The organism is Enterococcus sp. AZ091 (genome assembly GCF_051714805.1).
GTDB lineage: Bacteria > Bacillota > Bacilli > Lactobacillales > Enterococcaceae > Enterococcus_D > Enterococcus_D gallinarum.
Map to the genome: position 1 here is coordinate 260,185 of NZ_JBIOSO010000001.1, position 18,480 is coordinate 278,664.

The window sequence follows — 18,480 nt, forward strand, 5'->3', positions numbered from 1 at the left end:
GCTTATTTCCCATCAGCATCATTTGGGTTATCCCTCTCCTGAACCATCCGTTCAAAATCAAATGTGCCTTTTATTTGTCGGTACCGTGCCCCACAATGGATACACTTCCAAATAAATGTATTTTCAAAATGCGGCGCGCCACAAGGCAACCGGCGATAATGCACGATATGTTCCGCCAATTCTCCACAATCGCAAGTCACATAGGTTGGCGGCCAGCTTGCATAATACAGTGTTTCAAACGGCACGTAATAGCTGTTGTAGCACTGTCGATTTGTTTCTAGAAATTTCATCGGTTTTCCTCCTTGTCCCCACGTTTTACTGCTGTTTCACGCAAACAAAGCAATTCGTTATCCAATTGCGGCAACGTATATTGATCAGGGAAAATTGCTTGAAGCACGCTTCGTTCTGTCCGTTCATCTGATAACCATTCTTGTCTTAAGCGTTCAATTTCAGAGAAAGAAACAACGGTTTCTGCCAACAACACCAATTTCCAGAAATGTGTCATCATCCGATAAAAATAAGCAAATAGATCTTGAATCGGTTTTCCTTCATGACAACTCGTACGATATTTAAAAATGAATTTCTCTACTTCGTGTTCCAAATCTTGTGCCCAAAGCTCTCCGTTTAATCGTGGCAAAACACGATAATGGATCGCTAGAATATCCGCATACTCTTTTTCTATTTTGCGCTTTGCGGCATAAATCTTATCAATCAATTTTTTTGCATCTGTCCCGAAATGAGAAAACAGCTCAATGGTTCGCTTCGTCAAAAATGGATAGTCGCCCATTTTGAGCAGCTCTGCTTCTGGAATTTCTGAAAGAGAAACATCCGTTAGTTTCTCGTATCGATTTGTATCGTTAATATTCTCAGTATTACTTAATTCAGTATTACTAGGGTGTAAATTTTTCACTTCCGGACGTGTATTTTCTACACGTGTAAAATTTACACGTCCTTGTCCCCCAAGGGATTCAGGCGTTTTTTCTATTCTTTTCGAATGATCCTCTTTTGGAAGAGAAAGTTCATTTCCAAGATAATCCAACCGCTTGATCAATCGATTTTCTGAATCATATTCTTCAATCATTTGATGATCCGCTTCGACTAATTGAAGATATAAACGATTGGGCTTATTTAGACCTTGTTTTACTTCTCGCAACAGCTTCTTCTGCTTTAATTCTTTTTTGATCTTCGTAATGGTCTTATTCGACTTATCTAACAACTCCATTAATTCTTCCACAGTAAAAATCAAAAACACAGAGCCATGTTCATCAACAAAATCTCGTTTTCCAGATTCATACGAACGAATCGATAACTGACAGCGATTATACAATGCCCCATACGCCAATTTGGCATCATTGGATAATTGTGCGTAATCGCTCGTATAGCGAATCTTTTTAATAACTTTTCCCATACTATCCTTGATACGCTCTGTCCGTGTCATAAAGATTTGTGGGATTTGATAAAAGTATTGCGTGGTTAATTGATTCACTGTAATGTCTGCCATGTTATAGCCTCCTTCAGATTTTTCTACTTCTCCGCCAAGAGAAATAGAAAAACCTCATAAAATTTTGTAAGCAGGCAACGGGAGTCGAACCCGTACTCACCAATGTCAAAACATCTGAATACCTGCGGCTCAGTATAGTCATCTAGAAAGATTTGGCGGAAACTATACTGATCATCTAGAAAGAGGGTCAATAATATGGCTTTGGGAGCTATTTCTAGTCCCTATACAAATACAAGGAATCGAACCTTTTGAACCGACCACTTCGGATAGTTGTTTTCTTGATTCTCCCCTTCCGCCTGAACAACAAAAAAGAGGACAGATTTCTCTATCCTCTTTACTTCTAAATTCTTATTTTTTAATCCTAACTAAACTCTAGACACTTACCGCTTACTTTACATTGCTGTTAGAGAATCAATTACCTCAACCAGGCCCATTCCGTTGCTCCCCTTTAAAACAATGCTATCCGTAGGCTGCAGTTCTTTTTGTAGTTGTGTGATCAGCGCCGCTTTTTCCTCTTTGCTAAAGAAATGGACTCGATCGGCTAAGCGGCTTTGATCCAATGCACGTTTCAACGCTTGCATCTCACTACCGTACAAAAAGATCAAATCGAACCTTTCATCTAAATGATCCGCCATCCCGGCATGCATCTTCGCTGAATCAGGACCTAACTCCAACATGTCTGCTAGCACAGCGATCCGTCTGCCAGTCAGAGGCAATTTTCTGAAACTGTCTAAGACTAATCCCATCGCTGTTGGGTTTGCATTATAGACATCGCTTAAAATAGCGGCGCCATTCGCAGCTTTCAACCATTGTGTACGATTCTTTGTCAGTTGAAAATCAGCCAATCCTGCTTTGATTTTTTCTTCTTCAATCCCCAAATAACGGCCGATGCCAATCGCGATCAAGGCATTCTTTACATTGTAGCCGCCGATCACTGGAATCGTATAGACTTGATCCGCTACCGTAAAAGCTGTTTGTTCTTGGGTTTCTTCTTGGATCGTTCCTTTAAGATTGCCTTCACCCAAACCAAAGGTTTCTACTTGCTGAGTCAACTCTGCAAGGTAGGGGGTCAATAAAGGCTCGTCTGCTGGTATCATGAAAAATCCTGCTGGGTCTAAGCCGGCAGTGATTTCCATCTTGGCTTTCGCGATTCCTTCACGAGAACCAAGATTCTCAATATGGGCTTCACCGATCAATGTGATCGCTGCAACATCTGGCTGAGCCAAGTGTGACAAGACCTCGATTTCCCCCGCATGATCCATCCCCATCTCCAATACAAGAACTTCTGTATCCGCTGGTGCATGCAGAATCGTTAGTGGCAAACCAATTTCATTATTGTGATTTCCTTGTGTTTTGTAGGTTTTGAACTGCTGTGCCACCACCGCATCTACCATATCTTTTGTAGTAGTCTTACCATTGCTACCTGTAATAGCAATTACTTTTGGCGCCAGTTTTTCTTTATAGAATTTTGCCAGCTTTTGAAAGGCAGCTAGGGTGTCTGATACTTCGATGATCATTAGTCCTTCTGGCGGCTGGATTGTCGGATGGCTCCAAAAAGCAGCGATTGCTCCTTTTTCTTGTGCTTGTTGAGCAAACTCATGGCCATCTCTCGTTCCGGCCAACGGCACAAACAAACTATCGGTAGTGACCAAGCGGCTGTCAAATTCTACACTGCTGATCATTGTCTGATCGGCACATTCTACGCCAAATAAAGCGGCAACTTCTTTTATCGATAGATTCATCTTATTTATCTCCTTAAGTTAAAAACAGGGAAGATCATGGTCCTTTCAAGCTTCACCTTGAGTTGAACTGATTTCCCTGTTTGTGATTATTCGACATCGGTTAAAAAGGCTTGACGCTGTTTAAAACGGTTGACTCCTAATTGAATCAATTCCTCAATCAAATCACCATATGGCAGACCGGTTTTTTCCCACAACAGCGGGTACATACTAAACTCGGTAAAACCAGGCATCGTGTTCAATTCATTCAGGAATAATTCGTTTTTGTTCGTCAAGAAAAAGTCGCAGCGGCTGAGGCCGCTTCCTCCAAGCATCGTATAAGCTTTTTTGGCAAACTCTTGCGCTTTCGCTTGTGTCTCCTCAGGAATTTGAGCTGGGATCTGCATCTCAATCTTATTGTCAAGATACTTCGAATTGTAATCATAAAAAGCTACATCTTTAACGATCTCGCCGGGCATTGTTGTACGCACATCTTCATTTCCAAGAACAGCGACTTCGATTTCGCGAGCTTCGATCCCTTGTTCTACGATCGCTCGTGTATCATAACGGTAGGCTTCTTGAAGTGCATTTTGCAATTCTTCCCGATTTTCAGCTTTTGTGATCCCAACACTTGAACCCATATTGGCAGGTTTGATAAACATTGGATACAAAAGACTGCCTTCACATTGTTCAAATACTTTTTTAGGATTTTCTTTCCAATAGTTTTTAAGAACGGGTACATAAGGAACTTGCGGAATCCCCGCCGCCTGCAAGATATATTTGGTCATAATCTTATCCATGCCACAGGCACTAGTTAAAACCCCTGCGCCTACATAAGGCATGCCGATGGTCTCTAGAAAACCTTGGATCGTTCCATCTTCTCCATTTGGTCCGTGGAGCAGCGGAAAAACAATCGCATCCTCTTCCTTGATCTCACCAGGTTGGATCGGCGTCCCTTGGTAAGCCGAATCCGTCAGATTCAACACTTCTTTGGATGTAGGGGCTTCAGTCAATAAAGAGCCTTTTAGCCACTGGCCATCTCTCGTGATCATTACTAATTGTACTTGGTAGTAATTATAATATACAGCATTGACTACTGAAAAAGCGGATAGAAGCGATACATCATGCTCTGCACTGCGTCCGCCATATAATAAAATAATTTTCAAAAGAAATTCCTCCTGTATTCATTGTTTCTACCAAAACTAATTCTTCCACATTTTAGCACAAAAACGAAGCTGCGACATTATTTCTTGCCGATTTTAACAACTGAAATCATCCGTAGTTGAATGTTTCTTGATTTCTTCGTACTATTAGACTAGCGAAACTTAAAGAATAGAGGTGCCCGTATGGAACAGGAATCACCATCTAAGAAAAAAAGACTCAGACAGATCGTTCAAGTGTTTCTCAAATACAAAGTGATTCAAAATTTAAGTAAGCAGCAAGATCCCCTCGATGTACGCAAAGCCTTTGAAGAATTAGGACCCACCTTCATTAAAATCGGACAAATGCTTTCCGTCCGTAGCGACTTATTATCTGACGCTTTTATCAATGAATTCAAACACTTGCAAGACAATGTCAAAAGCGATCCTTTTCCGCAAGTCCAGGCGCTGTTAGAAGCAGAATGGGAACAACCTCTGACAGCCATTTTTACAACTTTGCAAGAAAAGCCCTTAGCTTCGGCATCTATCGGTCAAGCTCACCGTGGGACTCTAAAAGATGGCAAAGAAGTTGTTGTCAAAGTACAGCATCCCGGCATTATTTCCGCTATCCAAGTAGATCTCGATTTGTTTGAAAAAGCGATTCCTTTGATTCGCTATATTCCAGAAACGAATGTGGTGGATCTTAAAAGCGTTCTGCATGAAGTTCGACGCTCATTGGATAATGAAACAAACTTTCTGCAAGAAACGAAAAATGCGCAAGAGTTTTATCACTTCAATCACCACTGGCAGCAGATCGAGATTCCTAAAGTCTATCCTCAGTGGTGTACACGTAAAGTCATCGTCATGGACTATATGGAAGGAGAAAACCTAAACTGTTTGCTTGCTCGAAAAAACAATGAACAATTTTTTCCCAACCGGACAGTAAAAGAAATCAAGAAAGAGGTCGGTACCCTGCTGGTAGAGAACTTTATGAAGCAAGTCTTTGAAGACGGCTTTTTCCATGCAGACCCTCATCCTGGAAATCTCTTCTTGCAACCACTGGACCCCGATCAGCAAACAGCTCCTTTCCATGTAAAAAAGAAAGTTGGTGTTTTAGGCGGTGTCGATTACTCCTTAAAATGGCAGGATGAGGAGACATTGCCGCCTTATCGCTTGATCTTTTTAGATTTCGGAATGATGGGACATCTGGACCAGACCCTTCGCAGTCGGCTGGCAGATGCCTTGATCGCATTGTACACTCAAGATACCCAACAAGTTGGTAGAGCTGTCCTACGCCTTTGCCGTCGGGAAAGAAACTTCGATGAAGTGGATTTCTATCAAGATCTTCAGTCTTTTGTTGAAAATTATTACAACATGCCGATCAAAGATATTGATTTGCAAAAAGTATTAGCTGAGGTCATCACTATCTGTCATGACAATCATCTGCAGATGCACCGTGACATCACGCTGCTGATTAAAGCTTTCGGAACGCTTGAAGGAGTAATCGAGGCACTTGACCCTCAATTATCGATGATGGAAGTGACACAGCCATTTGCTCAGAAATACTTTTTGCAGCAGCTGGATCTTGAAGAAGAAATGAAAAAAAGTTTGTTAGCCAGTGCCAAAAGTCTCCGAGCACTCAGTCGACTCCCTGATCGAACATTAGCTGCTGTCAACACACTAGCTACTGGCAAGCATCGTCTGAATATTGAGATCCGCCATCAAAAACAGCTGCTGGACCGTTTTGATCAAATGATCAATCGGCTAGTGATTGGCATTATCTTAGCAGCAGTGATTTTAGGTTCCTCTCTTTTAGTCGTTGCAAGTCCCCAACAGGGCGGCTTTGTTCATCAAATGGGTATCTTTGGCTATTGTATAGCCTTTGTGGCCATCGTCACCGTTGCCGGAAAATATTTTTATGATCGTTTTCGAAAAAAATAAACGATCCAGCAGTCTCCTCAATGATGGTTACTGCTGGATCGTCTTTTTAATTTCTTGCTCTAGAACTTGTTTGAATTGTTGACGATCCTCTTTCGTGAATGGTTTCGGGCCTTTGGTCCGCTTGCCGGCTTTACGCATTTGTGTTCCTAAATACCGTTGCCCTAATAAAAAGTCGATAGTCTCCGGCAAATATTCTGTCCCGTTATGATGAAAAACACGGGCTTTTTTTGGTAATACAAGTGAAGCTAAGCCATAATCTTGTGTGACTAAAAAATCGCCCGGTTGAATTTCTTTAACAATCTCATAGTCGGCTCGATCGGCCCCCTTATCCACATAGACAAAATGAACAAAATCAGGATATTCTTTGGCCGTATAGTGATCGACACTAGTGACAATCACAACTGGCAATGCAAACTGCGCACCTAATTCAATGACTTCGTTTTTTACTGGGGAACCATCCCCATCGATCAGTAATCGCATCGTCTCGCCCCCTTCCTTTTATTGTAGAAGTTTCTGCTGCAAGATGCAAGACAAGGCTGTATCCGCTCTGATGAGAAAATACAGCCTTGAGTTTAGTCTTTCAGTAACAAGTTTATTAGGAGTCCCGCATGACAAATTGACGCTCTTTTAGTTCATAAACAACATCACAGACTTTCGCTACTTCTTGTTCATGGGTCACTAAGATGATACATTTCTTTTGTTCATGGGCAATTTCTTGAAACAGTTGAACGATATCTTTTGAGGTCGTTTCATCTAAATTACCGGTGGGCTCATCTGCCACGATCAACTCATGTTCACAGCATATAGCCCGGACGATGGCCACTCGTTGTTGCTGTCCACCGGAAAGCTGGGTAACTTTCTTCATAGCTAATTCTTCAGTTATCCCAACTTTTGCCAGGTTTGCCAAAGCATATGCCTTTTTATCTGTTTGTTGTGACTTGGCAATCGCCATTGCGGTAGTCACATTATCCAGTGCCGACATATAGGGCAACAAATTATAAGCTTGAAAGACGATAGAAACATCTTTACGACGGTATTCTCGCAATCCAATTTTGTTCAACGGTTCGTTATCGTAATAAATATTCCCTTCTTTTGGTGTGTCCAATCCCGTGATTAATGAGAGAAAGGTCGTTTTACCAGAACCGCTGGAACCAAGGATCGCGTACATTTTTCCAGACTCAAAGGTCAAATCTACTTCTCGAAAAAGGGCTTCAGATTCTGTTTGGTACCAGTAACCTAATTTTTCTGTTTGTAACGTCATGCTATCCCTCCTAGGAAACCAATATTTTTTTTGGATTGAGGCGCAAAATTCCAGCTGAAGATAATAGAATGGACCCAAAGCTGATCCCTACACCTAACAATGCCAATAAGCCGATTTCTTGGAATGAAACCGTAATAGCTAACTCTTGTACTTCTGCCGAGGGTGTAAAAGCGGATAGCCCGCTTCTGCCATTAGGACCGCCGTTGCCCATACTTGGCATTCCTTCCGGACCATTCATCCCTGCGTCCGCTTGTTCCGTTGTCGTTTGTTGAGCCAACAGCTGCTCGCCCACGATATTCCCTACAACATTGCCACTAGCTGCAGCGATTCCCAATGCAAAGAACATACAGATAGCAATCTCAGTAAAAAACTGTAAAATGACTTTTATTCGCGATTCGCCTAAAGATAACAGAACGCCGATCTCATATTTGCGTTCTCTGATCGACAACATTATGATCAATGTCAATATGATGACACCGGCAACCGCAACTAGCACAATTATATTTTTGGCAAAACTTGCAACATTATTCAATGGTGTCAACATCGACTGATAAATTTGATCATTCGTTTGGATACTGTAGGTATCGGTATCAATCAGTTTTTCAGCTTGAGCAACGAAACTGTCCATTTCTGAAGGATCACTCAACGTATAAGTCGCCGAATCTAACGTATCCTCATTACCCGCCAATGTATTAACGAGAGTATAGGATGCAAACAATGTATTGGCTGGGTTCAAAAAATTGAACATTTGGCTCATACTGTTCCCAACTTCACTGGTTTCATAGATCCCTTTGATCGTTACTTCGACTTCATTGTCTTCACTATCAGAAATAACAAATTTGTCGCCAACTGAAAGCCCATTTGCTTCTGCTAATTCTGATTCGATCAAGACATGATTCGTCCCTTCATCTCCTGCAGTGATGGCTTCACCATCGGTAATTTTCGCGGTGCCTTCTGAAAAACTTGTATAGTTCGTACTTTCGGAAACACCAGTGATTTGAAAATCGCCGCTGCTCATTCTGCCTCCTTGCATATTAGGCATCCCACTTGGCTGGCCATTCGTTGCTCTAGATGAATCCTCCGTAGATTCTGTCGCTGTACTTTCGTCATCCTCACTTGAAATAGCTTCAATGCCACTGACAGCATCGGCTGATGTACTCGCTTCAAAGCTATAGGATGCTACCCCACTTAACGCTGCAATTGCTTGAGCATCACTAAGATTTACCGGTGTATTCTGGAAACTGCCTGGATCGGGCGGTGTCGACTCCCCCTCTGAAGTATCTGAAGAAGCTGTTTGGCTGTTTTGTCGAAGAGACTCCCGATTGGCTTGCAGCGTCACCGTCGCTCCCACGCTTTTTTGTGCGTTTTCGGTTGCGACTAAAGCAGCACTGCGGATTGTCAATCCTGCTAAAACAAAAATCAAAATTGCCGAAAAAACAGCAATCAGCAGCAAACTTCGACCTTTCTTTGCCCACAAACTTTGTAAGCCGCGTTTCATAAAATTCATCTCATATCCTCCTCTACTAAACGTAGCTTGACTATATGTTTACTAGCTTAAGTACACCTTAAAATAGGCATGGTCTATCCACGATATCTTTAGACACTGTCTGCTTCAATCTCGGAAATGGAGGGCTAGAATATCCTTTCAGAATGTTACACTTTAATGGCTTTTTACCAATCATGTATAGCAAGAATAAACTAAGTTGTAGCGGTCATCGTTCGTAGTATTCTTTCTTTGGTTCCTCCAACGAGGGCTACTAGAATTGATCAGCGTCCAAATCCGCCCATTTGGTTTGTCGTGGCAGTTGCGCCAGATTGAGTCAAATTTGAAAGGGTATCTGTTAAAGATAATGTGCCTAATTCAGAAGCATCCTTCACACTTCCTCCTTGATAAAGACCATAAACAGAAGTTTCACTATTGCTGCCGCCACTAAGTAGTGTATAGTCTGCTGATTGTAAATCTGGACTTGAAATCACCACATGTTGAAAATCCTTACTAGGTGCATAGGATAATAACGTATTGCCCTCAGTATCTTGCAAGGTGATCAACGTGTCTGCTGCCTGAGATTGATCGAAAGTAATCGCCACTGATCGTTGTGTTCCGCCACTCACATTCATTGCCATATCAGTGGTTCCTGCAGCGACGAGGGTCCCACCTGTAATTTCAAAGGTTCCATTATAATCTAAAGCGCCATTCCCGCCTTGCGTCGGTCCATTGACAATCACGATTCCACCGCTCATTGTGACATTGCCATTGCTGTCCAATCCATCTCCTTCAGCATCAATTGACAAGGTTCCACCTGTGATGACAACTTCTTTGCTATCGTCTGCTTGATCGCCACCGCCTGGTCCTCCTCCAAAACTATCTTGTCCAAATTGTCCGCTGTCCGTCGTGTCGCTGCCGCCGCCGGCATTTACCCCATCATCGCTTGCTAGCACTTGAATATCTCCACCAGCAATGGTGATGACGCTTGCTTCTAAGCCTTCATAGGATTTGTTGACAATAATCGTCCCATCATTAATGGTTAAACCATTGTCTGCATGAATGCCATCATCTCCAGTCGCTGCTGAAATCTCCCCGCCATTGATGGTGACTGAATCATTGGCGTGGATACTATCATCCGCACTATCGATAGTATAGGAACCACTTGCTAGTAGGATGGATCCACCTGCTTTCATTCCTTTATAACTTTCATCAGCGACGACTGATTGACTATCTGCACCATCAGCTGTCTTAACGGTCATTTCTGCTGATTGAATACTAAGATTTGTCTCAGCTTGGATACCATCCCGACCACTTTGGATCGTAAATATACCACCATCAATCCCAATATAGCCTTTTGTAGCATCTTCGGTATTGTTGGCTTGGATACCATCTCCTTCAGAAGTCGTCAGAGTATAATTCCCATCTCGAATCGACACCGAATCTTTTCCTTTGATCGCATTGTTTTTTGCTGTGATTTCATAGGTGCCGCTTGCCAAGACTAAATCGTCTTTGCTGCGGATGCCGTTGCTATAATTGCCTTCAATGACCAATTTCCCTTCTCCATTGATCGACAAATCGTCTTTGCTATAAAAAGCAGCATCCGGTTCGGTTTCTCCTTCTGCAAAGGTATAACTCGTTCCATCCGTTAACGTATTTGTTGTATCCGCAGCTAATGTCGTAATGACTTTCTCTGCCTGCTCGATAACAACTGCTGAACTGTTAGCATTCGTGATACTTACTCCAGCAAAAATCAAATGAACTTTGGCTTCTTTGTCGACGTTGATTTTCAACTGACCATCTGTCAAAGAACCGCTGACCATATATGTCCCTGCCGAAGTAATCGTTACTGTTTGATCATCAACTGTAAATCCTTCTCCAGCTTCCGTTTGTGCACCCGCCAGTTTTATCGCTATGGCTGAAGATGACTCATAAGAAGCATCCAAATCCTCTTCTTCATACTTTCCATAATAATCTGTATCTTCCAAAGAAGTAGATCCATTCGTAACCGTTGCTTCCGAAGTTCCAGTGGCAGAACTTGAAGAATTTGTTTCAGATTGCTGCGCACAAGCTACCAGTAACAGTGCCAAAAACAATGGGTAGATTTTTTTCATTGGTCTTCCTCCTTATAATTCATCACGATTAGCCGCAACTTTACCGAGTACAACAGGTAAATTGCCATTACGCGTCCGTACATCATCGATCAAAGCCTTTTCTTGTGTTTGATCCTTCAATACTAAGTGATAGCGTAACTCGTAGAGACTACCCATGGTTGTTGTGCGTACCGAATCCAACTTGGCTGTATGAGTAAATTTCTCAAAAATGTCATCAAACAGTTGGGGATAATCTAAGTCTTCTGGAATAGTTATTTTCAATTCCCGTTCGCTCGTCTTACGTCGTTCGCCAAAGGGTAAGGTGTACAGCATCAATAAAAAGGCAGCTACCACGAATGAAAAAACCACCACATAACCGACATAACCCATACCGGTGGCTAAGCCGATCCCCATGGACCAAAACACACTGGTGATTTCGCGAGAACCTCCTGGAACGGAACGGAAGCGGATCAAGCTGAATGCGCCCAAAATCGCTACCCCAGTTCCTAAATTCCCATTGACCAGCATAATCACTGATTGTACTAGAACCGGCAGTACTGCCAACGTAATGACAAAATTTTTTGTATAAGCATTCTTTACCATATGCACTCCGGCAACTAAGAGACCCAGAATCAGTGAGGCACTAATACAAATAATCAAGCCATCCCATTCAAGAGTAGCGGTATCACTTAACAAACTAGATAACATTCTGAATATCCTCCTTTTTAAACAAATGACGTTGGTAGGTTTGAGCATACTTGGAAAAACTAGCTTTGCGCACACCATACTGATTCAATTGTTCAACAAACCAAAGGGGATAGGCCCCCATTGCTTTGACTTCCATCAGCACACCAATCTCTGGCGCTATCAATTGTCCATAACTCCCTTCAGACAATGTCAGATTGCTTTCCCGATAACGAATGTTTTGATCAAAGGTCACTCTAAATTCACTGTCTTCTGATGCAAAAAGCGAAAGGCGGTCATAGGCAATCAAAACGCGCGGACTTAAGTCATGGTTTTGTTTAAATAGCCAACGAATTTCGGCGGCAATTTGAAGTGGTTGAATAGTGGTAGGAAATTCCCCGCTTCGTATCCATGATTGATAATCTGAATAGCTTAGAGGAACACGCCGCTTATATACAATGCCATTGACTTTCTTCTTGATTTCTAGGAACACCAAACTGTCCTGAGATGGAACACCATAACTCCGGATGCGAAATTTCTCTTTATACTTTGGCTTATCCATCGAATGACGGATGAAACGAAAATCATCCGTGTCATAGTAAAGAGATAGAATCGTGTGTTGACCATATTCATCAACCTTCATCCTCTGCTGCAACGCACCCAGAAACGGCTGAAACTGCTCAGACGATAAAAGATACTTGGTTTCTTTTCGTTGAAATACCTTTTTTAATTTCATGGTATTTTCCTCCTTTGATTGCTATAGTCCCTATTTAAGACGCTGAAACTTAAAGACAGCTTAAGCAAAAATCACTTTTTTAAGTTTTTTTTATGTTACTCATGCTATGCTTATAATGAAAGAGGTGACAGAATGATCAAGTTATTACTGATCGAAGACGACAGAACGTTATCAGAAAATATTAAAGAAATCGTTGCAGAAATTGGTGAAATCAGCCAAGCTTTTGATGGGAGTGAAGGTCTGTATGAAGCCCAAAGTGGGATTTATGATTTGATCATTCTAGATTTGATGCTTCCAGAAATGAATGGCTATGAAGTATTGGCAAAATTACGACAGCACACTGTTCAGACACCAGTCTTGATCTTAACCGCCAAAGATGGATTAGAGGATAAGGTCGCTGGCTTTCAAAAGGGCGCCGATGACTATTTGACAAAACCTTTTTATCGGGAAGAATTATTGATGCGTTGCAAAGCCTTGTTAAAACGTTCATTGGGTTTATTTAATGAAAACCAAGTGGTCTATAAAGGATTGACCTGCAATCTCTCTACTAATGAGGTAACGATTGACGAAAAGCTATTACCTATCCAAGGAAAAGAATTTGCATTACTCGTTTATTTTTTGCAAAACCGAGGCATTATTTTGACGAAAGAGCAAATTTTTGACCGTATTTGGGGATTTGATTCAGAAACAACGATCACAGTAGTCGAGGTCTACATCAGCAATTTACGCAAACATCTTCGGGATACTGGTATTGATAAAGAGATCCGGACACTGCGCAATGTAGGCTATATTATGCAAGGAGATTAGCGAATGAACAAAGAACTCTCCAAGAAACAGCGACTTAAATTGTTCTTGATCAATATCAGCGCTTTTGCATTGATCTTTACATTGCTCGGAATCATTGTACTAGAATTATTTGATCAATCTGCATATCAAGAAACCGATATTGCCCTTGAACAAGCCGTCCAAGATACACGTCTGGTCCAAGCAGAGATCAACAACGCCAATCAAAACGAAGCCATTGCCTTACTGCCAAATACAGCAATGCCAAAGATTCCTGGAACCAATCGTTTCAACACCCAATTTATTCTTTGGTCAGAAGACGGTACGATAGTAAACAAACAATCATTAGGCGGACGTTTCTCTCAGCTAGCTTCACTCAAATTAGATACGGAACATTTAAATACGATTCAATCACTGACCGTAAGCGATCAAAATGAAGCGGAGACTTTGCTGTTTCACTCGATCACGGTTGCCGCGCCTACGAACCAATCAGGGGTAGCCTATGTTCAAGTGTTGGCCAATACCAACCAAATCAATAATGCAATGAACAACTTTCAAACAATTTTGATTTTATCGATGATTTTCTTTTGGATCTTGTCAATCGGTATCAGCTACTACCTTTCTTCATTGACAATGCGGCCGATCCTCGCTTCGTGGAAAAAACAGCAAGAATTTGTCGAAAATGCTTCTCATGAATTACGGACGCCTTTGACGATTATCCAAAACAGTTTAGAGCGCACCTTCACTAAGCCCAATCATACGATCATTGAGGAATCAGAAAGTATTGCTCAAGCATTAGCAGAGACCCGGAGGTTGACTGGATTGACAGCGGATTTATTGACGATTGCCCGCAGCGATTCCAACCAGCAGATGTTAGCCAAAGAAACCATTGCCATCGCTCCTTTCATTCAAGAACTGGCAAAACCGTTTCAAGAGATTGCCAAAATGAATAATAAACAATTTGTCTTGGAAAACCTAGCTACGACAACTGCTGTCTTCGACCCAAAAAAATTACATCAAGTATTAGTAATTTTATTGGATAATGCCCTGAAATATACAAGTCAAGGAGATAAGATCACACTGCTGTCAGAAATTTCCAACAAGTATTGGCTGCTCGAAGTTAGAAACACAGGTCCATCTATTAGCGATGAAGACAAGAAACATATTTTTGAACGCTTTTATCGGGAAGATCGCTCCCGTTCAAAAGAAACCGGCGGCTATGGTCTCGGTTTGGCCATCGCCAAACAAATCGTGGAGGAACACAAAGGGCAAATCAGTGTACGTGATCTACAACCTAAAGGCGTTATTTTTCAAATCCGTTTGCCAAAGGAGGGATAAAAATGAAAGTCATTCATTTAAGAGAACATCCTGAATATTTACAGGAAGCGATCGCTTATTTTCAATCAAAATGGGCGAGTCCCGCATCCATGAAAGTGTATGAAGATAGCTTGACCCACAGTTTTGCAGATACCGATCTACCGCAATGGTTCCTACTCGTGGATAACCAAGCCGCTGCTGTCCTCTCGATCATTGGCTGTGGTGGACTGATCACGAATGATTTTATCAGCCGAATGGATTTGATGCCTTGGCTGTGCGCCCTCTATGTCGATCCTCACTATCGCAGACAAGGTGGTGCTCGGCTTTTGATCGCAACTATCAAGCAATCTGCCGCTACTGCTGGTTTCTCGACCCTTTATTTATGTACAGATCTTGTTTCGTTTTATGAAAAATTTGGTTTTGAGCTAATGGGTACAGGCTATCATCCTTGGGGAGAAGAATCGATGATCTATCGCTATCCCCTACAGAAATAGACAAAAAAACAGCCTTGAACATGAATGTTCAAAGCTGTTTTTTATTCACAGTACTATTACTAGTAGAATACCCTATCTCCACAAAAGGAATATTCCGACACCCTGCATCCGGCAGGTGGATCGCTCCTTGTGCCTCTGTTATCAATCTGGTCAGTCAAAGCTAGACCATCTCGACTCGTCGCATGAGGTATACTTTACCATAATTGATAAAGAAAAACTACTGCTTTATCAAAAAAATTCTTTAATAAGTGTTTTCGAAAGAAAAGATGCTCAGCTTTCGGTTAGGAATGTTGCAACTTTCGTTGTGATCAAATCAATCGCTACGTGGTTCTCGCCGCCTTCTGGAACGATGACATCTGCATAGCGCTTCGTAGGTTCGATAAATTGATGATACATAGGCTTGACTACTGTCAAATATTGTTCAATAACGGAATCCAGCGTTCGTCCGCGTTCTTCCATATCTCGTTTGATCCGACGAATGATTCGAATATCATCATCCGTATCTACATACAGTTTGATATCCATCAAGTCTCGCAAACGTTCGTCTTCCAAAATCAAGATTCCTTCAAGAATGATCACTTCTTTTGGTTCCTGAATGATCGTTGCTTCACTGCGAGTATGTGCCACATAATCATAGACCGGTTTTTCGATCGTTTCGTAGGCAAGGAGTTTCTGCAGATGTTCGATCAATAGATCGGTATCAAAGGCAAACGGATGATCATAGTTTGTGTTCAACCGTTCTTCAAAGCTCAAGTTGCTTTGATCTTTATAATAAGAGTCTTGTTCAAGCATCATAATGGAATGATTGGGAAAGTGATTGAAAATCGCTCGGCTCACACTTGTTTTTCCACTACCAGAACCACCAGTCACACCAATAATAATGGGCTTGCCATTCGTCATTCAATTAACCTCTTTCGTCTCTAAAATTTACACTGTTTCTATTATAGCGAAATTCTGAAAAATTACTATTCATTTCTAAGAAATCAGTCTTTTAATAACGATGGCAATTGATCCAACGACTGGATCTCATAGGTTGGGAGAACTGTTGAAGCCGCTTTTTTGTTAGGATTCAGCCAGATTGTATCGATCCCTGACAAATGTCCGCCCAAAATATCTGAAGACAATGAGTCACCAATAATGACTGTTTTTTGTTGTTCAAAATTAGGAATCCGGTCAAAAACATAGGTGAAGAATTCTTTCATTGGTTTTTGATAACCTGTATCTTCTGATACAAAGATATCCCGAAAATAAGGCATCAACTTAGCATCTGACAAACGGCGGTATTGGGTTTTAGAGACACCATTAGTCACAACATATAAATCAAACTTGTCAGCCAATTCGGCCAACACTAGCTGACTATTGCCTAATAATTTATGCCCTTGATCCAAGTAAGAACGATAGTGTTTTTCCATCGCTTCACTGTCGACGATTCGCCCATACTTTTTAAAAAATAAGCCAAATCGTTCATTGACTACTTGGTCTCTAGACAGCTTCCCTTGTTCAAATTGTTGCCACAATCCGTGATTAACCTCTTGATAAATCTGTTTCATTTCGAGATCCATCGTCAGACCTTGTTCCGCAAAAAGAGCTGTCAGCGCTTCATGTTCAGTATCTTGGAAATCAAGAATCGTATCATCGACATCAAATAACAGTGTTTTATAAGTCATAGTCTCCTCTTTCTCAGCGAAAATAATTCGCTAGGCTTTCTAATTCAAATTGGGTGAGATTCCGGTATTCTCCGGACAATAGATCCCCTAGTTCCAAAGGACCAATTGCAACTCTTTTTAGGGCAATCACTTTTTTCCCTCTTGCTAAAAACATCTTCTTCACTTGATGGAACTTCCCTTCAGCAATCTCTAGATGAACAAAGGACCGCCTACCTGAAGTCATCTCTATGGTCAATTTGGCAGGCTGGCAAACGACACCTCCATGAAAAACGATGCCTTGAGCAAAAGCAGCCACATCTTCCGCTGTTACCGGACCATTGACAATAACATCGTATCGTTTCGGCACTTTCTTGTTTGGGTGCAATAATTCATAGCCTAACTGCCCATTCGTCGTCAACAACACCAATCCTTCTGTATCGCGATCCAAACGTCCCACTGCATAAAGTGTCGCCTGTCGGTCTTCTGGTTGTAAAAGATCAATGACTGTGGGGTGCTGGTGATCTTTATTTGCTGTCACCACCCCCGCTGGCTTATTGAGTAAGTAATACACATCTCTTGTTTGCAGCAGTACCCCAGCAACCTTGATTTCATGCAATCGACTGTCGACATTTCGAGATGGGTTCCGTTCGATTTGCTGATCCACCAAGACTTTCCCTTGTTGAAAAAGACGTTTCATTTCTTTGCGAGAGGTCGCTAACCGCTCTTCTATCAGTTTGTCTAAACGCATTGTTTTCTCTCCATCTTGGCTATTATAGCTCAGATTTAATTGCTTGCAAATCCTCGACTCATCATTTCATTTGACTTTCTTCGACTTTCCACGTAAGGTTAAAGAGTAAAGTAAATAAAGTTTCTCATACACAGCGTTACGACCTGGTGGAGAAAAGTTGAACCAAAACTTTCTGGGGCAGTTGTGTAAACAACTGCCCTTTTGCGTGTTTTTACTCACGTACCACTTAATGTGCAGAGTTAACAAAATTTGCTTAAAAACATCCCGTTTTTTTCGGGAAATTTTAGGAGGAATTGAGTTATGTCAGTATCATTAGAAGTTACGAAAAGAGAAGTTCGCCCCCGTTCATTACGGAACAAATTGCGTCACGAAGGAAAAGTACCTGCTATCGTGAATGGTTATCAAGTAGACAGTACTCCGATTGCAGTCAATGCAGCGGAATTAGAAAGACTGCTACGTGAAAATGGTTTGAATACCGTAATCACTATGAACTTAGAAGGCAAGAAAGTAAATACACTGATCAAAGAATTTCAATCAGACACGTTCACTCGTGCATTGACCCATGTTGAATTCATCTCAGTCGATATGAATGAAGAAACTGAGGTAGAAGCTGAATTGACCTTAGTTGGTGATGCAGCAGGCGTGAAAGCCGGCGGCGTATTGACACAAAACTTATACAGTGTCGTTGTATCCGCAACACCAGATAAATTACCTGAACGTATTGAAGTTGATGTCACTGGACTTGAAATTGGTGACGCGTTGACTGTAGGCGATTTAGAGAAAAATGATGATTATACGATCGTCACAGAAGCCGAAGAACAAATCGTTGCTGTTGCTGAAGCACAAGAACTTTCAGAAGATGACGAAAACGGTGAAGCAGCAGAACCAGCTGTTATTGGTGAAGATCAAGAATAATTTTTGCTACAAGTAAAGAAT

General features: G+C 41.6%; 18 protein-coding genes. 5 read left to right on the top strand and 13 right to left on the bottom strand.

Annotation, left to right across the window (positions count from 1 at the left end; translation table 11 throughout):
• Positions 1–2: 2 nt before the first annotated feature.
• The 4 genes from IGJ28_RS01215 to IGJ28_RS01230 all read right to left on the bottom strand — a co-directional run bounded on the left by IGJ28_RS01215 (position 3) and on the right by IGJ28_RS01230 (position 4,385).
• A complete protein-coding gene (locus IGJ28_RS01215; RefSeq protein WP_170081098.1) occupies positions 3–290 on the bottom strand; it encodes a hypothetical protein in 288 nt (95 codons plus the stop codon).
• A complete protein-coding gene (locus IGJ28_RS01220) occupies positions 287–1,501 on the bottom strand; it encodes a replication initiator protein A (RefSeq protein WP_170081099.1) in 1,215 nt (404 codons plus the stop codon). Before IGJ28_RS01220 ends, IGJ28_RS01215 begins: the two co-directional genes overlap by 4 nt.
• A gap of 392 nt (positions 1,502–1,893) precedes the next feature.
• Positions 1,894–3,243, bottom strand: a complete 1,350-nt coding sequence (locus IGJ28_RS01225; RefSeq protein ID WP_041119802.1) for a UDP-N-acetylmuramoyl-tripeptide--D-alanyl-D-alanine ligase — start codon at positions 3,241–3,243, stop codon at positions 1,894–1,896.
• 86 nt (positions 3,244–3,329) lie between these two features.
• A complete protein-coding gene (locus tag IGJ28_RS01230; RefSeq protein WP_003128558.1) occupies positions 3,330–4,385 on the bottom strand; it encodes a D-alanine--D-alanine ligase in 1,056 nt (351 codons plus the stop codon).
• A gap of 180 nt (positions 4,386–4,565) precedes the next feature.
• Here IGJ28_RS01230 and IGJ28_RS01235 point away from each other — a divergent pair, with 180 nt between their 5' ends.
• Positions 4,566–6,299 (top strand): ABC1 kinase family protein, encoded by a 1,734-nt coding sequence (locus tag IGJ28_RS01235; RefSeq protein ID WP_438845092.1) that lies wholly within the window; start codon positions 4,566–4,568, stop codon positions 6,297–6,299.
• 27 nt (positions 6,300–6,326) lie between these two features.
• Here the strand turns inward: IGJ28_RS01235 and IGJ28_RS01240 are convergent, their stop codons facing one another.
• From IGJ28_RS01240 to IGJ28_RS01265, 6 genes are all read right to left on the bottom strand, one after another.
• Positions 6,327–6,779: a YaiI/YqxD family protein gene (locus IGJ28_RS01240; RefSeq protein WP_003128555.1), complete on the bottom strand. Its 453-nt coding sequence runs from the start codon at positions 6,777–6,779 to the stop codon at positions 6,327–6,329.
• Positions 6,780–6,894: 115 nt separating this feature from the next.
• The gene (locus IGJ28_RS01245; protein WP_081131399.1) at positions 6,895–7,560 is read right to left on the bottom strand and encodes an ABC transporter ATP-binding protein; all 666 of its coding nucleotides are present in this window, start codon (positions 7,558–7,560) and stop codon (positions 6,895–6,897) included.
• Between the two features lie 10 nt (positions 7,561–7,570).
• Positions 7,571–9,067, bottom strand: coding sequence for an ABC transporter permease (locus tag IGJ28_RS01250; RefSeq protein ID WP_252712483.1), 1,497 nt, complete (start codon positions 9,065–9,067; stop codon positions 7,571–7,573).
• Positions 9,068–9,327: 260 nt separating this feature from the next.
• Positions 9,328–11,157 carry a carbohydrate-binding domain-containing protein gene (locus IGJ28_RS01255; protein WP_081131401.1) on the bottom strand — a complete coding sequence of 610 codons (1,830 nt, stop codon included), beginning with the start codon at positions 11,155–11,157 and terminating at the stop codon, positions 9,328–9,330.
• 12 nt (positions 11,158–11,169) lie between these two features.
• A complete protein-coding gene (locus IGJ28_RS01260) occupies positions 11,170–11,844 on the bottom strand; it encodes a DUF4956 domain-containing protein (protein ID WP_081131402.1) in 675 nt (224 codons plus the stop codon).
• Positions 11,834–12,556, bottom strand: a complete 723-nt coding sequence (locus IGJ28_RS01265) for a polyphosphate polymerase domain-containing protein (protein ID WP_081131403.1) — start codon at positions 12,554–12,556, stop codon at positions 11,834–11,836. The genes IGJ28_RS01260 and IGJ28_RS01265 overlap by 11 nt, the downstream gene beginning before the upstream one ends.
• 132 nt (positions 12,557–12,688) lie before the next feature.
• Between IGJ28_RS01265 and IGJ28_RS01270 the strand changes: the two genes are divergently transcribed.
• From IGJ28_RS01270 to IGJ28_RS01280, 3 genes are read left to right on the top strand one after another with little or no spacing between them, the layout of a single operon-like run.
• Positions 12,689–13,363, top strand: a complete 675-nt coding sequence (locus IGJ28_RS01270; protein WP_003128546.1) for a response regulator transcription factor — start codon at positions 12,689–12,691, stop codon at positions 13,361–13,363.
• Positions 13,364–13,366: 3 nt separating this feature from the next.
• Positions 13,367–14,677 carry a sensor histidine kinase gene (locus tag IGJ28_RS01275; RefSeq protein ID WP_252712485.1) on the top strand — a complete coding sequence of 437 codons (1,311 nt, stop codon included), beginning with the start codon at positions 13,367–13,369 and terminating at the stop codon, positions 14,675–14,677.
• Positions 14,678–14,679: 2 nt separating this feature from the next.
• The gene (locus IGJ28_RS01280; protein WP_252712486.1) at positions 14,680–15,150 is read left to right on the top strand and encodes a GNAT family N-acetyltransferase; all 471 of its coding nucleotides are present in this window, start codon (positions 14,680–14,682) and stop codon (positions 15,148–15,150) included.
• A gap of 270 nt (positions 15,151–15,420) precedes the next feature.
• Here the strand turns inward: IGJ28_RS01280 and udk are convergent, their stop codons facing one another.
• From udk to IGJ28_RS01295, 3 genes are all read right to left on the bottom strand, one after another.
• Positions 15,421–16,050, bottom strand: a complete 630-nt coding sequence (gene udk, locus IGJ28_RS01285) for a uridine kinase (RefSeq protein WP_003128539.1) — start codon at positions 16,048–16,050, stop codon at positions 15,421–15,423.
• An 83-nt stretch (positions 16,051–16,133) separates the two neighbouring features.
• Positions 16,134–16,817 (bottom strand): YjjG family noncanonical pyrimidine nucleotidase, encoded by a 684-nt coding sequence (locus IGJ28_RS01290; RefSeq protein ID WP_252712487.1) that lies wholly within the window; start codon positions 16,815–16,817, stop codon positions 16,134–16,136.
• A 13-nt stretch (positions 16,818–16,830) separates the two neighbouring features.
• A complete protein-coding gene (locus IGJ28_RS01295) occupies positions 16,831–17,544 on the bottom strand; it encodes a pseudouridine synthase (protein ID WP_138371466.1) in 714 nt (237 codons plus the stop codon).
• A gap of 300 nt (positions 17,545–17,844) precedes the next feature.
• Here IGJ28_RS01295 and IGJ28_RS01300 point away from each other — a divergent pair, with 300 nt between their 5' ends.
• Complete coding sequence (locus tag IGJ28_RS01300) at positions 17,845–18,459, top strand: 50S ribosomal protein L25/general stress protein Ctc (RefSeq protein WP_003128535.1); 615 nt, start codon at positions 17,845–17,847, stop codon at positions 18,457–18,459.
• Positions 18,460–18,480 lie beyond the last annotated feature (21 nt).